Raw genomic sequence first — 14822 nt, forward strand, 5'->3', positions numbered from 1 at the left:
CAAAGCGCGGTGCCTCTTTGAGGGACGAAGGTCAACTCGTGGTGCTTCTACACGAGTTCCGTTCACCCGTCAGGGTGAGGCAGAGACCGGACGCTATCGCACACCGATTTCACACCGAAACCGGGGCCCCCGACAAAGCGGCCCACCATCTACAGAGGAATGGTGGGCCGCCGAAACGAGAATGATCAGTCCGATACGGACGTGGGAACCTCGCCCTTGTTCTGCTTGCCGAGGATTGAATTACGACGGCTGTAAGCGAAGTAGACGACGACGCCCAGCGCCATCCACGCGATGAACCGCAACCAGGTCAAAACGGTCAGGTTGAGCATCAGCCACAGGCAAGCGAGGATCGCCAGGATCGGGATCACCGGCACCCACGGCACCCGGAAGGCACGCGGGAGATCCGGTCGCGTCCTGCGCAGCACCAGCACGCCCGCGGAAACGAGGATGAAGGCGAACAGCGTGCCGACATTGACCATTTCCTCGAGCTTGTCCGCCGGGAAGAACGTCGCGGCGAGGGCGACCAGTCCGCCGACGACGATGGTCGCCCGCTTCGGCGTCCCGTTCGGGCCGGTCTTCGCCAGGCCGCGCGGCATGAGCCCGTCGCGCGACATCGCGAAGATGATCCGGATCTGGCCGAGCATCAGCACCATGACGACGGTCGTCAGACCGGCGAGAGCCCCGACGGAGATGATGTTGGCCGCCCAGTCGACGCCGTTGACCGCGAACGCGGAAGCGAGGGTCTTCTTGCCGCCGTCACCCGCCGAAGTGGCGAGGTCCTTGTAGTTCACCATGCCGACGACCACGAGCGACACGGCGACATACAGCACCGTGACGATGGCGAGCGAGCCGAAGATGCCACGGGGCACGGCCTTCTGCGGGTTGCGGGTCTCCTCCGCGGTGGTCGCGACGATGTCGAAGCCGATGAACGCGAAGAACACCAGCGACGCCGCGGCCAGCAGACCGAAGACGCCGAACGAACTACTGCCACTGCCCGCGAACACCGAGAAGAGCGACTGGTCGACCCCGGTGGCCGACGACTCGGCGCCGGACTGGGCCTCCGGGATGAAGGGGCTGTAGTTGGCGGCCTTGATGTAGAAGATGCCGAGCACGATCACGAACAGCACCACCGCGACCTTGATCCCGGTGATCACCATCGAGAACCGCGAAGACAGCTTCGTGCCGACGGCGAGCAGCGTCACCAGCACCACCACCACGAGCAGGGCGCCCCAGTCGACGGGGACACCGCCGATCTCGAACGTCGTCTTCGTGCCCTTGCCGAAGATGTAGGAGAGCACGGTTTCGAGATAGGCCGACCAGCCCTTCGACACCGCGGCCGCGCCGACCGCGAGCTCCAGGATGAGGTCCCAGCCGATGATCCACGCCATGAATTCGCCGAACGTGGCGTAAGAGAACGTGTACGCGCTCCCGGCCACCGGGACGGTGGACGCGAATTCCGCGTAACAGAGGGCCGCCAGCGCACAGGCAATGGCCGCGAAGATGAACGAGAGCGAGACCGACGGCCCCGCGTAGTCGCCGGCCGTGCGCGCGGTGAGGGTGAAGATCCCGGCGCCGATGACGACGGCGACACCGAACACGGTCAGATCCCACGCGCTCAGGTTCCGCCTGAGCTTGGTCCCCGGTTCGTCGGTGTCCGCGATGGACTGCTCAATGGATTTCGTACGCCACAGACCGTTTCCGGGCACCCTTGACCTCCTACACCTGACTGCGGTTCCACGGACCCTATCGCCCGGTCGTGACGGCAGCGCGGTGGGAGAGCAACGAATTACGCGGAGGTCGCGCTGGTAATCGGCGGAGTACGGACAGTTGCTCCGGACGGCGGTCGCGGCGGCGGGTTGGAGGTCCGTGAAGGCCTCCTTGAGGGACCCTGGGTCCCTCAAGGAGGCCTTCACGGACTACCGCAGGCTCCGCTTAGGCCAGCGAGCGGTCCAGGTCCGGCTCTAGGTAGATGAGCTTCGCCGTCGGCACCTTCGCGCGCACACGCGCTTCGGCGTCATCGATGGCTTGAGCGATATCGGCGGTCTCCAGCCCGGGCACCAGCGCGAGCTTCGCGGCCACCAGCATCTCGTCCGGGCCGATGTAGAGGGTGCGGATGTGGATGACCCGCTCGACCTTGCCCGCGGCGAGTTCGTCGACGATCGTGTCGAGGTCGGACTCGGAGGCGCCCTCGCCGATCAGCAGGCTCTTCATCTCGATGATCAGGATGATCGCGATAACGCCGAGCAGCAGTCCGATCGTGACGGTGCCGATGCCGTCCCACACCGGGTCGCCCGTGGCGACCGAGAGCCCGACGCCCGCGAGCGCGAACACCAGGCCGAACAGCGCGCCCGCGTCCTCCAGCAGGACCACCGGCAGTTCGGGCGTCTTGGCCTGGCGGATGAACGCCCACCAGCCCGCGTCGCCCTTGATCTTCTTCGACTCCTGGATCGCGGTGTAGAAGGAGTAGCACTCCAGCCCGATCGCGACCACGAGGATGCCGACGGCCACCCACGGCGAGGTCAGCGCCTCCGGCTCGCTGATCTTGTGGATGCCCTCGTACAGCGCGAACACCGACCCGAGGCTGAACAGCATCAGCGCGACGATGAACGAGTAGAAGTACCGGTCCCGCCCGAAGCCGAACGGGTGCGTGCGGGTCGCCTTGCGCTGCGAGGTCTTCTGACCCAGCAGCAGGAGGCCCTGATTCGAGGTGTCCGCGAGCGAGTGCACGGACTCGGCGAGCATCGAGGACGACCCGGTGATGAGGAAGCCGGTGAATTTCGCGACCGCGATACCGGCGTTCGCCACGAGCGCGGCGATGATCGCCTTGGTTCCGCCACCTGCAGACACGTGCAACTCCCCAACTGGTGTCCCGATATGCCGGGTTCGAAGGCTAGCAGTGCAGATGAGCTCCGTGGCGCCGGGCAGGACAGGTCACAGAATTGTCGGAACCCCTCGCTAGTCTCGCCCCTCTCATGACCTGGGGAGGTGCCCGTGCCGCGATTCGGCGTGCTCGGACCGTTGACGATAGAGAGCCCGCCCGGGCGGCGCACGACGCCACGCGGCGATCATCAGCGCGCACTGCTGGCCGTCCTCCTGCTGAACGCGAACTCGTCCGTCACCGTCGACGCCCTGGTCGAGACCCTCTGGCCGGAGACGCCGCCCAAGTCGTACTCCTCGAATCTGCACACCTACGTCTCCCGTCTGCGGGCACGGTTCGAAGGGCTGGAGATCGAGCGGGATCCGCGCGGCTACCGGCTGGTGGTCGAGCCCGGCGAGCTGGATCTGCTGTCCTTCCGTGCAGCAGCCGCGGCGGGGAAGGCGGCGGCGCGGGCGGGTGATCCGGTGGCGGCCGCCGGGCACTATCGCCGCGCGCTGGCGGAATGGCGCGGGCCGGTCCTGTCCGGGCTGCACGTCCCCCGGCTCGACGCGGACGTCGCCCGGCTCGAGTCGGAACGCCTCGCCGCCTTCGAAGACTGTGTCGACGCCGAACTGTCCGACGGCAGGCACGGCGAACTCACCGGCGAACTCCAGGCGATGATCACCGAACATCCCCTGCGCGAGCGGCTCGCCGCGCAGCTGATGATCGCGCTGCACCGCGCCGGGCGGCAGGCCGATTCACTGGCCGTCCACCGCGATCTGCGCGCCACCCTCGTCGAGGAACTCGGCGTGGAGCCCGGCGCCGAGGTCCGCCGTGTGCACGCCGCCGTGCTGCGCGGTGAGGATCCAGCGCCGTCCACCAAGGCGTCGCCGATCTTCCCGATCTGCCAGCTGCCACCGGACATCGCGGATCTCGCTGGCCGCGAGCACGAGATCGCGAAGCTCTCCGGGCTGCTCGGTGAAGGCACGGGCGTACCGGTCGCGGTGATCACCGGCGAACCCGGCGCGGGCAAGTCCACCCTCGCGGTCAGCACCGCGCACCGGCTCCGCCGGTCCTTCTCCGACGGTCAGCTGTTCGTCCCGCTGGCGGGCGCCTCCGACCCGCGCGAACTCGCCGACGTCCTCGGCGACCTGTTGCGCGCGCTGGGGGTCACCGGCCCCGCCATCCCGGACGACGTCGAGGCGCGGGCGGCGGTCTATCGCGGCCGTCTCGCCGATCGGCGGGTCCTCGTGGTGCTCGACGACGCCGCGAGTCCCGAGCAGGCCCGCGCACTGCTGCCGGGAACGCCGGGCAGCGCCGTCCTGATCACCAGCAGGCAGCGGCTTTCCGGGCTCGCCGGGGCGAGTCGCCTCCACCTCGCCCCGCTGTCCGGCGCCGAAGCCATGACCCTGCTGGAGCGGCTGGCCGGGCCGGAGCGGGTGGACGCCGAACGCGCGGACGCGGAGCGGATCGCCAAAGCCTGCGGCAATCTCCCGCTGGCACTGCGGATCGCCGGCAGCAGGCTCGCCATGCGGCCGGGCATGCCGCTCGGGAAACTCGCCGGGAAGCTGGAGGACGAGGTCTCGCGCCTCGACGAACTTCAGGTCAGCGATCTCCAGGTGCGCGGCAGCATCGCGTTGAGCTATCAGGCGCTGAGCCCGGCGGCGCGGCGCGCGTTCCGGTTGATCGGCCGCTGCCGCACCCTCGACCTTCCGGCGTGGGCGGTGTCGACCCTCATCGACGACGAGGACGCGGACGCGGCCATCGACGAACTCCTTGAGGCCAGCCTGCTCGAAGCCACCGGTCTCGACCCGACGGGTGAGCAGCGGTTCCGCGTGCACGACCTCGTGCGCGTGTTCGCCACGGAACTCGGCCGCGAACTGGAGACCCACGCCGAGCGGGTGGCCAGCGTCGCGAAGGTGTCGGACGCGGCACTGTGCCTCGCGGACACGGCGGCCCGCCGCCTGCCGAGGACGGTGCCGATGCCGTTGTCGGATCAGGACGTCCCCGCGCAGCCGCTGCCGGGCGAACTGGTCGAGCGGCTGCTGCGCGATCCCGGAGCGTGGTTCTCCGTGGAGCGGGCCAACCTGGTCGCCGCCGTCTCTTCGCTGTGCGCCGTCGGCTGGCGGCGAAAAGCGTTGCGGGTACTGGAAAGACTGAGCGCGTACCTGTACCTGCACAGCCACTACACCGACATGCGGACGGCGTACGAGACCTTGCGCGACGCCGCTCGCGAGGCGGGCGACAGGCACATCGTGGTCATCGCCGAGGCGAACCTGACGGTGTTGCTGCACGCCCGAGGCGAGTACGAACGCGCCGTCGAGGGCTACCGCGAATGCTCGAAGGAACTGGCGGCGCTGGGCGACAGTTCCGCGCGGGCGTGGGTCGAGACGAACCTGGCACGCTGCCTCGTCGGCCTCGGCCGGGCAGGTGAATCCCTGCACGCGGCGACCCAGGCCCGCGAACTGTCCACTGTGGAGGAAACCGGGCCCGGAGCGTACGCACGGCACGCGGAGTCCGCGGCGTTGCACCGGCTCGGCAAGATCACCGAGGCGCTGGAGATCGACCGCAGGATTCTCGCGCTCGCGCTCGAATGCGGCGATGAACGCCAGCTCGGCGTTGCCCTGCAAGGACTTTCGTGGTCGCTGATGCTCGACGGCCGCCAGGAAGAGGCACTGGAGACGATCGAAGAATCGGTCCGGGTACTGCGCCGGACGACGGCGAAATCGGCGCTGGCGAAGTCGTTGCGCACACAGGGCGCGATCCTCGCCGGTGCCGGACAGCGCGTCGGCGCCGTGAGGGCGTACGAGAACGCGCGACGGCTGGCGGGCGCGCTCGAAGAACGGCCGCGGGAACTTTCCTGCACCCGCGCGATCGCGGCGAGCTGGATCGGTGACGGCCGGGCCGATCGCGCGATTCCCGTCCTGCGCCGCTGTCTCGACGAATTCCGTGCCATGGGCGGGAAACCCGCGACAGGCCTCACCCTGCACGTGCTGCGCAGGGCCTACGAGGCCGTCGGGGAAACCAAGGCGGCCGAGGCGGCGGGCGAAGAGGCGAAGCGATTGGAAGTCCCCCACGACGCCAACGCTTCGACCCTCGTCCGGCTGCTGTTGTCGCTCACCGAACCCGCCCCGGCCTGACCGGGGGGTGCCCGACCCCTCAGACGAGCACCACCCGGAAGTCGCCCACGGTGAGTCGCCGACCCGGATCGGGACGAGCCGACGACAACCGCAGGGTCACCCCTTCGGATGATGATCGCGGAACCCGCCACACGGAACGCACACAGTTTTGACCAAGGACGCGTTTAGTCCTCTGGTTGCGGTCCTTGCACGCGCAACTACCGCAACCAGAGGACGAAACGCGGAGGGGTCAGCAGGTGCCGGCGGTGGCGCGGAAGACCTGGGTGCGCTCACCGGAAAGCGGCCGCACGCGGACGGCGGGGTCGGCGGCCGGGAGCCACACCGATTGACCCCGGCGGAGTTCGACCTGCTCGCCGTCGTCGGCGGTCACCAGCAGGGCGCCCGCGGTGCACAGCAGGATCTGCGGGCCGATGTCGTGGACGGCGACCTCGCCGTCGTCGCCGGCCTCCCACTCGATCCGCGACAGCTCGAACTCCGGTGCGTCGGTGCGGTACACCGACATCCCCGCCTCTTCGGTGCCGCTCTGCACCGGCATCTCACCGCACGCGAAATCGACGACGCGCAGCAACTCCGGCACGTCGACGTGCTTGGGGGTCAGCCCGCAGCGGAGGATGTTGTCCGAGTTCGCCAGGATCTCGACCGCCGTGCCGTGCAGGTACAGATGCAGGTTCCCGGCGGGCAGGTAGATCGCCTCGCCCGCGCTGAGGGTGAGGCGGTTGAGCAGCAACGCCGCGAGCACACCAGCGTCCCGCGGATGCGACTCGCCGAGTTCCAGGATGGTCCGGCATTCGACGTCGAACTCGCCGCGTGCCCGGATGTGTGCGACGCACGAATCGAGGACCTCGGGCAGCAGTTCGTCGAGTGCGGCCTGCGGCAGGGTGATCCAGGTGGTGAACAGCGCGCGCAGCCCGGCCGGATCCGGCTGGGCCTCCAGCAGCACCGCGTACTTCGCCAGCCCTGGCGTCTCGATCGCCTTGAGCAGCGAGATCGTGCGTTGCGGGTCGCGGAAGCCCGCGAGCGCGTGGAATTCGGTCAGCGCGCAGACGAGTTCCGGCTTCGCCGTCGGATCCGGGTAGTTGCGGTTCGAGGCGTCGCGCGGGATCCTGGCCGACTCCTCGCGCGCGTAACCCTCGGCCGCCTGTGCGGCCGACGGGTGCGCCTGCATCGAAAGCGGCTCTTCGGCGGCGAGGATCTTCATCAGGAACGGCAGCCTGCCGCCCCAGCGGTCGGCGCAGCCCGTGCCGAGCTGGCCGACCGGATCGGCTTCGACGAGCTCCAGCAGGCTCCGCTCGGTGCCGTCCGGGCCGATGACGTGGGACGGGTCGCCGGGGTGGGCGCCCATCCACAGTTCCGCCTCCGGGTGCGGCGCCGGCACCGGACGTCCCAGCAGCTCGGGGATCGTCGTTCTGGACCCCCACGCGTAGGGCCGCACGGCATTGCGCAGCAGCTCCACTGTCACCTCAACTCCTCGCCGGGCACGGGTGTGGTGCCGGCCCTCATTTCCTCACGCCGTTGCGGGCGTGTACCTCCCGGCGCCGCCGATGCTGCCGACGGCCAGCCCCAGATAGACCGCGGCCAGCTCGAAACGCAGCGCGAGAACGGCCGCACGCACGATCTCGTCCGTTTCGATCTCTTCGGCCGGGGCGATCACGTCCGCACCGGGTAGCAGGTCTTCCGCCTGGTAGCGAGCCGCCTCCGAGGCCGGCCCCGTCCGAACCGAGAGGAGCAACACCTTCGGCGTCAGGCCGACCCTCTCCTCCGGGTCCGCGAAGATATCGCGATCCACGCTCCCGGACAACGCCGCCCGCCGCAAAGCGGGCCTTGCCAGCGCCTGGCGGTAGTCCTCCACGTCACAGACGAGTGCCGCGTGGGCGGCGAACGCGTGTGCCGCGTGCTCGCCGACGGCGACCGCGACCGGGTCCAGCCCCCACAGCAGTGGCTGGCGATCGGCCACCTTCAACGCCATCGCCTTGGCCGGGTTCGCGAACGAGTCCCTGGCCAGATAGTCCTTCTCGGCTTCCGCGTCGAGATGGTCGGCGAGCTGCTCCAGGTCGGCCACCAGCAGGCCGAGCGCGTTGGCGGTGAGCAGGGCCGCGGCGAGTCCGCGCGGGAAGGCCATCTCCGGCGGGACCGGGAGCCTGGGCGCGAGGATCAGCCCCTTGCCGGCGACGGCGGCCGCGACCGGGCCCTCGCCGGGAGCGGACAGCACGACCGTCGCGCCGAACCGGGCGGCGCGTTCCAAGGAAGCGGCCAGCTCGCGATCACCGGCGTCGTCGGTGTGCGCGAAGACGACGTCGAGGGCACCGATCCAGCTCGGCACCGCCTCGGCGACGACCACCGGCACCGGGCAGGCCGGTGTCAGCAGCGCGGCGACCAGCCTGGTCAGCGTGCGGCTGACCCCTGGCCGGTCGATCAGGACGAGTGCGCGCGGGCGCCCGACGTCCAGGCGATCGCTCAGCTCGAGTTCGGCCGCGGCTTCGGCGGTCGACCGGACCTGGGCGCCCGCCATCGCCGCGGCGCGGAGAAGCCCCGCGGTGTCGGCCTCGGCCAGCCTCGCGGGATCGTCGAGCAGGGAATCGTCAGGGACCGTCGGCATGGGCGCCATCCGGGTTCGTCGGCTCGGTGGCTTCGTCCAGCAACAATACCGGGATACCATCACGGACCGGATACACTCGACCACATTCCGTACAGGTCAGCGCGTCGGCCTCCGGGTCGGCCGTCGTCCCCGTCCGCAGCGGTGCGTGATCGGGGGACGGGCAGGCCAGGATCTCCAGCAACTGTGCGTCAAGCGTGACGGCCATGCTCACTCCCTACCTGTGGGTCATCTCTATGGGTGTTTTCACGACACATTCGTTACCCACGGACAATCGCCAGTACGTCTTCGGTCAGCGCCCGGACGGCCTCGGCGTCGGCGGCCTCGACGTTCAGGCGGAGCAGCGGCTCGGTGTTCGACGGGCGCAGGTTGAACCAGCCACCGCCGGGAAGCTGCACGGTGAGCCCGTCCAGTTCGTCGATTTCGGCGCCTTGGCGGGCGCCGAAGGTGTCCTTGACCGCCATCATGCGGGCGACCTGGTCGTCCACGGTCGAGTTGATCTCGCCGGAAGCCGCGTAGCGCGAGTACTCCGCGGTCAGCCTGGACAGCGGGCCCGACTGCTCGCCGAGGGCGGCGAGGACGTGGAGCGCGGCCAGCATGCCGGTGTCGGCACGCCAGAAGTCGCGGAAGTAGTAGTGCGCGGAGTGTTCGCCGCCGAAGATCGCGTCGGTCCTGGCCATCTCGGCCTTGATGAACGAGTGCCCGACCCGGGTGCGCACCGGCTTGCCGCCGTGTTCGGCGACGATCTCCGGCACACCCTTCGACGTGATCAGGTTGTGGATGATGGTGCCGCCCGGCTCCTTCTCCAGCTCGCGGATCGCGACCAGCGCGGTGATGGTGCTCGGTGGCACCGGCTCGCCGCGCTCGTCGACGACGAAGCAGCGGTCCGCGTCGCCGTCGAAGGCCAGGCCCGCGTCGGCGCCTTCCTCGCGCACCTTCGCCTGGAGGTCGACGATGTTCTTCGGGTCGAGCGGGTTGGCCTCGTGGTTCGGGAAGGAGCCGTCGAGTTCGAAGTACATCGGCACGACCTCGATGGGCAGGCCCGCGAAGACGGTCGGGACGGTGTGGCCGCCCATGCCGTTGCCCGCGTCGACGACGACCTTCAGCGGGCGGCTGCCCGACAGGTCGACGAGCTTGCGCAGGTACGCCGCGTAGTCGGCGAGAACGTCCTTCTGGGTCACCGAACCGCGCTGGCCCGCGAAGGCGGGCACGCCCTGCTCGACGGTGTCGCGGATCTCCGCGAGACCGGAGTCCTGGCCGACCGGGGCGGCCCCCGAGCGGCACAGCTTGATGCCGTTGTACTTCGCCGGGTTGTGGCTGGCGGTGAACATGGCGCCGGGCAGGTTCAGCGAGCCGGACGCGAAGTAGAGCTGGTCGGTGCTGGCGAGGCCGATCGTCACGACGTCGAGGCCCTGCGAGGTCACGCCGTCGGCGAACGCGGCGGACAGCTCCGGCGAGGAGTCACGCATGTCGTGGCCGATGACCACGGAGTCCGACTCGGATTTGATCAACAGGGCGAACGCCGAGCCGAGGTCTCGGACGAGCGCCACGTCCAGCTGCTCACCGACCACGCCGCGAATGTCATAGGCCTTCACGATGCCCGAAAGGTCTGGCACGCCTGCTCCCCGCCAATAGTCTCGTTACAACGCCCTCTGGCGCCTCGAAAGCCTACCGGCGGGCTCTCGCGTCAGGCTCGGCCGGGCAGGACGCGCAGGTGGCCGCGCCTGCCCGACGGTCCCTCGGGTTCGGGGCCGGGCGCGGGCTTGTCGGAGCGGCCAGCTTCACGCACGGCCTCGGCCAGTGCTGTCAGCTCGTCGGCGGACGGGTCGGGAGCGGCGAAGGCCCCCTCGTGCCGGACGACTTCCCAGCCCTTGGGCACGGTGAGCCGAAGGGCATGGGCTTCGCAGAGGTCATAGGAGTGCGGCTCGCTCGCGGTGGCCAGTGGGCCCACGACGGCGGTCGAGTCACTGTAGGCATACGTGAGCGTGGCGACAGCGGGCTCGAGACAACCCGTTCGCGAACACTTTCGTACGCTCCGCACGATCGAGAACGATAGCGCGTCGCGAGCGCGGCGTACCGGCGACACGCACTTCGACTCGCCGAGCGCGTACCCTTCGGTTCGTGGCGACGGCTCGTGATTCCCGACAGCGACGGCGGATGCGCCGGGACCGGCACGGCCGGGGCCTGCGCGGAGCGCTGTATCCGTCGACCCTTCCCGCCGCCGCTAGCAGGGCGGAAAGGTTCGACGCACTGGTTCTTGACGCGCTCGAACCGATCGAAGCGCGGTGGCGGCACGAGCTGACGAAGCTCGACGTCGCCGTCGACGACGTCCCCGAAGTTCGCTCGGATGGCGCACCGACCGGAGTGGACGGCGTGTTGCACGACGGCGCCGTCCCGCTCTCGCGGCTCGTGCCCGCCGGCGTCGACCGCACCGGACTGCCGACGCGCGCCCGCATCGTCCTCTACCGCCGCCCCCTCGAAGCACGCGCGAAGGACCCCGGCGAACTCGCGGAACTCGTCCACGACGTCCTCGTCGAACAGGTCGCGGGCTACCTCGGCGTCGAACCCGACGTCATCGAAGGCGAATAGCCCCTCGCTCTCGCTCACTGCCCAGCCCCCACCCTTCCCGGGGGGCGTCCCCAGCCCAGCGTATCGGCAAGGACCGACGGGACCTGGGGAAACGAGCTTTGGGGGCCAAGTTGTCCACAAGTGCATCGGCCTGTGGACAACTCGCGGCAGGGTGCCGGGAACGGGAGCGTCGTGGTAGGCGGATGTCCCCAATGCCACATGGGGGACATCGGCGTACAAAGGCGACCGGGAGGCGGCCGAGGCAGAGGCGGCGCAGCGAGCAGAGGCGGCGCAGCGAGGCAAAAGCACCGAAGAGCGCCTCAAGACACCGAAGGACGCCGCCGCGTAGGCACTGCCGTCAGCAGCGTGAACAGCACCGCGGCGAGCTGCGCCAGCAGCAACAGGTTCCGCGTGGTGCCCTGGTGCTCCACCACCACCTCCGAAGGCGTGGGAGGCACCGAGACCGCCACCTGGTGGCCCCAAGCCCGCACGATAGGCACGGCCTTGCCGTCCACGCTCGCCTGCCAGCCCGCCTCGAACTCCGCGGCCAGCACGAGCAGCCGCCCGGTCGGCCCTTCCGAGACGCGCACCCGCACGTCCGGCAACCCGGCCTGTACCGGCGCCACCCCGGGCGACACCCCCGGCGCGCCCTTCCCGGTCACGGCCGCCTGCGCCAGTTCCGGCGAGATCAACGCCACCTGACCGCCCGCGGGCAGCAGCCGCAGCACCGGACGCCCGTCCGAGGTCGGCGCGGCCGGGGCGACCAGGTCGCGCGCGAGTTCGACATACACCGCGCCGTTCACGCCACTGGGTAGCACGACGTACAGCACGCCGGAAGCCGCGGCGGCCGCGAAGGCCTGCTTCACCGCGTCCGGCGAACCGGTCAGGAGGTCCCGGCGCCACGAGGCCAGCCGGTCCGCGCTGCCGGGCGTCGGCGCGAGTTCGTCGTCGCCGTAGGCCGGCAGCCGCCCCCCGGTCTGCCGCACGGGCTCACCCGGGCCGCCCACGACCAGAACCGAGCGTCCGCTGGAAGCCAAGTCGAGGGAGGGACGCTCACCCGACCCCAGCGGGCCTTCCCGGCCGGCGACGACCGCACCGGTCGCCAGCGCCAGCAGCACGAGCACCCCGGCGACGGCCGTGACCTTCGCCGGCCACGGCGCCGGTTCGATCCTGGTCCCGCCGCGCTGCCAGGTGGCCAGCACCGTCCACAGCAGCCCCGCACCGATCACCAGCAGCGGCACCCCGGCGAACCCGGTCGCGTGCGCGCCGCCCGACATCGGCGTCACCGCCACGAACCGCACGGCCACGAGACCGAGCGCGCCCAGCACGACGACCGCGACACCGCCGCCCGCGCCCTTCGACGGCCGGACCACCAGCGCGACGATCGCGGCCGCGACCAGGACCACCCCGATCGGCCACGCGCCGGGACCGCCGGGGTCCAGCCCGGCGAGATCGGCGCCGGACGCGGCCGTCGCACCGCCGCCGAGTCCGTGCAACAGCAGTTCCGGATGTCGCAGCAGCACACTCGGCCACGGCAGCAGCAGCGCCAGCGGCAGGAAGACCACGATGCCGACCGACGCGATCCGCCGCGCGAGCCCGGTCGGTGAAGGCAGCACCACGAAGCCGATCACCAGTCCGACCAACGCCAGCGCGTGCGCCAGCGGCGAGAAGGCGCCGATCAGCGCCAGCCCGATCGCGCTCAGCGCGGAAACGTGCAGCCACCGCGAATCCGCGCGGACCAGCAGTCCGACGATGCCCGCGATCACCAGCGGCAGCAGCAGATGCACGACGACGACGTCGAGCCGCCCCTGCGCGACCGAAGCCGTGGCCGCGGGCAGCACGCCGTACGCCGCCGCGGCGACGGCACGCACCCAGCGACGCACGCGAAGGTGCCGAGTGGCCACGTACGCACTCAGGGCGGCGAGCGGGATGTCACCGATCAGCAGGATCGCGACCAGCGCCGCGGGTCCGCCGATCGGCGCGAAAATCGCGCCGAGGGTGCCCAGCACCGGCAGCGTCGCGGGCGCGGGACTCGCCGTCCCACCGGCAATCGGGTGCCACGGCGCGAGATACGACGACCAGATCTCGCCGAGCCCGCCGACCGGCAGCAGTTTCCCGCCGAAGAGGTCCAGCCCGAGCCTTGAGCCGTTGACCGCGAACGCGAGCGCCGTCAGCACGACGAGCACGATCACCGGCGGGGCGAACAAGGTCGCGCCGAGCACCCGTTTCCGGTCGACCTCGACGAACACGAGTTCCGGCTCCGGCCGCCGCCCGCCGTCACGCGGCACCGGCGACGGTTTCGGCCTGCCCTCGACGGGTTTCTCGGGGACGGCGACCGCGACGATCCCGCTGGGCCGCCGCAGGCCCGTCCCCCTCGAGCCGACCCCGCGCATCGCCCCCGCGGGCAGCGCGCCGGGACCGACCGGACGATCTTGCGTGGCCGTCAACGCCTCCGGCGGAATCCAGGCGCCTTCCTGACCCGCGCTCTCCGGCACGGTCCCGAGGGCGAAGTCCCGTTCGACACCGCGCCGGACGAGGCCGACGACGCCGGCGCGGACCGCGTTGCGCAAGCGCGTCATCCGCCCGGTGAAGAGACCACGGACATCGCCGGGCCGGTCGGTCTTCCGGCGGTCGGAGCGGGCCGCGCGAAGCCCGCCGCGACCGCGCAGCAGGTACCAGGTCGCCGCGAGTTCTGCGCCGGCCTCGCCGGTGCGGCGCAGCAGCAGGAACGCGAGCGCGCGTAACAGCGCGAAGAGCGGAATTCGAAACAAGCCGAACCAAAACGACAACGGGGAGCAGTTGACGAGGAACACCCGGAGCCCGTGCGCGCGGTTCGCCGTCGCGAGGGAAAGGCCGAGCGCGTCCGGTTCCCGCTGTCCGGTGCTGAGCGCGCGGGCGTGCCGGAGCCGCGCCGTCGGCACCGAAAGCACGCGGCCGCCCGCGGCACCTGCCCGCCAGCCGAAGTCGAGATCCTCGCGCAGCAAGGGAAAACCGGGGTCGTAGCCGCCGAGGCCATGCCAGACCTCCCGCCGTACCAGCGATCCCGCGCTCGGCACGGCGAGCACCGCGGTGTCGGTCTCCGCCGGCGAGATCTGCTGCCGGTGGCCGATGGCATCGGTCGACAGCCCGGCTTCGACGATCAGCCGAGGGTCGCTCCAGTCCACCGCGAGCGGACCGAGCACCGTCGCCGCAGGTTCGTTTTCGGCCGCTGCCAACAGGTTCTCGAGACAGTCGGGTTCCGGCGCACAGTCGTCGTGCAGCAACCAGATCCAGCCGCCGGGATCACCCCAGCGATCGACGGCGTGCTCGACGGCCTCGCCGACCGCGGCACCGAAGCCCACGTCACTCGAAAGCGTGAGGATTCCATCAAGAACCGGCGCCTCGCCCGCGACGCCTTCGGTCGCGGCGGCGTCGGTGAGGATCCGGGCGGTCCGGTCAGTGGAACCGGTGTCGACGGCCAGCACGTGGCGGGGCCGGGCACCGCTGCGCCGCAGCGCGGAAAGCGCGAGTGGCAACCAGTTCTCGCCGTTGTGACAGACCACAATGGCCAGAACGGGGACCGTGCGCGGCACAGGTGACGCGGCAGTGCGAGACAACGGGCACTCCAGATGTGGCGGCGAAGTCGAGTGCCGCCACCCTACGACGCGACTCTGTCACCCGTTGG

Annotated in this window: 10 protein-coding genes; 2 read left to right on the top strand and 8 right to left on the bottom strand. The window is 70.5% G+C overall.

The genetic code is table 11. The features are described from left to right. Positions 1–185: 185 nt before the first annotated feature. Together ACM6LU_RS21485 and ACM6LU_RS21490 are read right to left on the bottom strand one after the other, a co-directional pair. Positions 186–1706, bottom strand: a complete 1521-nt coding sequence (locus ACM6LU_RS21485) for an amino acid permease (RefSeq protein WP_414939495.1) — start codon at positions 1704–1706, stop codon at positions 186–188. Between the two features lie 226 nt (positions 1707–1932). Then, positions 1933–2847, bottom strand: coding sequence for a cation diffusion facilitator family transporter (locus ACM6LU_RS21490; protein ID WP_414939496.1), 915 nt, complete (start codon positions 2845–2847; stop codon positions 1933–1935). A 144-nt stretch (positions 2848–2991) separates the two neighbouring features. On the opposite strand from ACM6LU_RS21490, the gene ACM6LU_RS21495 reads away from it, so the two are divergent. After that, positions 2992–5997 (top strand): BTAD domain-containing putative transcriptional regulator, encoded by a 3006-nt coding sequence (locus ACM6LU_RS21495; RefSeq protein WP_414939497.1) that lies wholly within the window; start codon positions 2992–2994, stop codon positions 5995–5997. 229 nt (positions 5998–6226) lie between these two features. Here the strand turns inward: ACM6LU_RS21495 and manA are convergent, their stop codons facing one another. From manA to ACM6LU_RS21520, 5 genes are all read right to left on the bottom strand, one after another. After that, positions 6227–7450 (bottom strand): mannose-6-phosphate isomerase, class I, encoded by a 1224-nt coding sequence (gene manA, locus ACM6LU_RS21500; RefSeq protein ID WP_414939569.1) that lies wholly within the window; start codon positions 7448–7450, stop codon positions 6227–6229. A 51-nt stretch (positions 7451–7501) separates the two neighbouring features. Beyond that, positions 7502–8593 (bottom strand): hypothetical protein, encoded by a 1092-nt coding sequence (locus ACM6LU_RS21505; RefSeq protein ID WP_414939498.1) that lies wholly within the window; start codon positions 8591–8593, stop codon positions 7502–7504. After that, entirely contained in the window at positions 8577–8798 is a 222-nt protein-coding gene (locus ACM6LU_RS21510) for a Trm112 family protein (protein ID WP_409490459.1), read from the bottom strand. The genes ACM6LU_RS21505 and ACM6LU_RS21510 overlap by 17 nt, the downstream gene beginning before the upstream one ends. Before the next feature lie 52 nt (positions 8799–8850). Continuing rightward, a complete protein-coding gene (locus tag ACM6LU_RS21515; protein ID WP_414939500.1) occupies positions 8851–10206 on the bottom strand; it encodes a phosphomannomutase/phosphoglucomutase in 1356 nt (451 codons plus the stop codon). 71 nt (positions 10207–10277) lie between these two features. Beyond that, positions 10278–10631 (bottom strand): DUF3499 domain-containing protein, encoded by a 354-nt coding sequence (locus tag ACM6LU_RS21520; protein WP_083255246.1) that lies wholly within the window; start codon positions 10629–10631, stop codon positions 10278–10280. Between the two features lie 116 nt (positions 10632–10747). Between ACM6LU_RS21520 and ACM6LU_RS21525 the strand changes: the two genes are divergently transcribed. Then, positions 10748–11179 carry a metallopeptidase family protein gene (locus ACM6LU_RS21525; protein WP_414939570.1) on the top strand — a complete coding sequence of 144 codons (432 nt, stop codon included), beginning with the start codon at positions 10748–10750 and terminating at the stop codon, positions 11177–11179. A gap of 299 nt (positions 11180–11478) precedes the next feature. Here the strand turns inward: ACM6LU_RS21525 and ACM6LU_RS21530 are convergent, their stop codons facing one another. After that, positions 11479–14754: a glycosyltransferase gene (locus ACM6LU_RS21530; protein WP_414939501.1), complete on the bottom strand. Its 3276-nt coding sequence runs from the start codon at positions 14752–14754 to the stop codon at positions 11479–11481. Positions 14755–14822: the final 68 nt, after the last annotated feature.

Origin of the sequence: Amycolatopsis sp. cmx-11-51, from assembly GCF_047608665.1 — a bacterium.
Taxonomy (GTDB): Bacteria; Actinomycetota; Actinomycetes; order Mycobacteriales; family Pseudonocardiaceae; genus Amycolatopsis.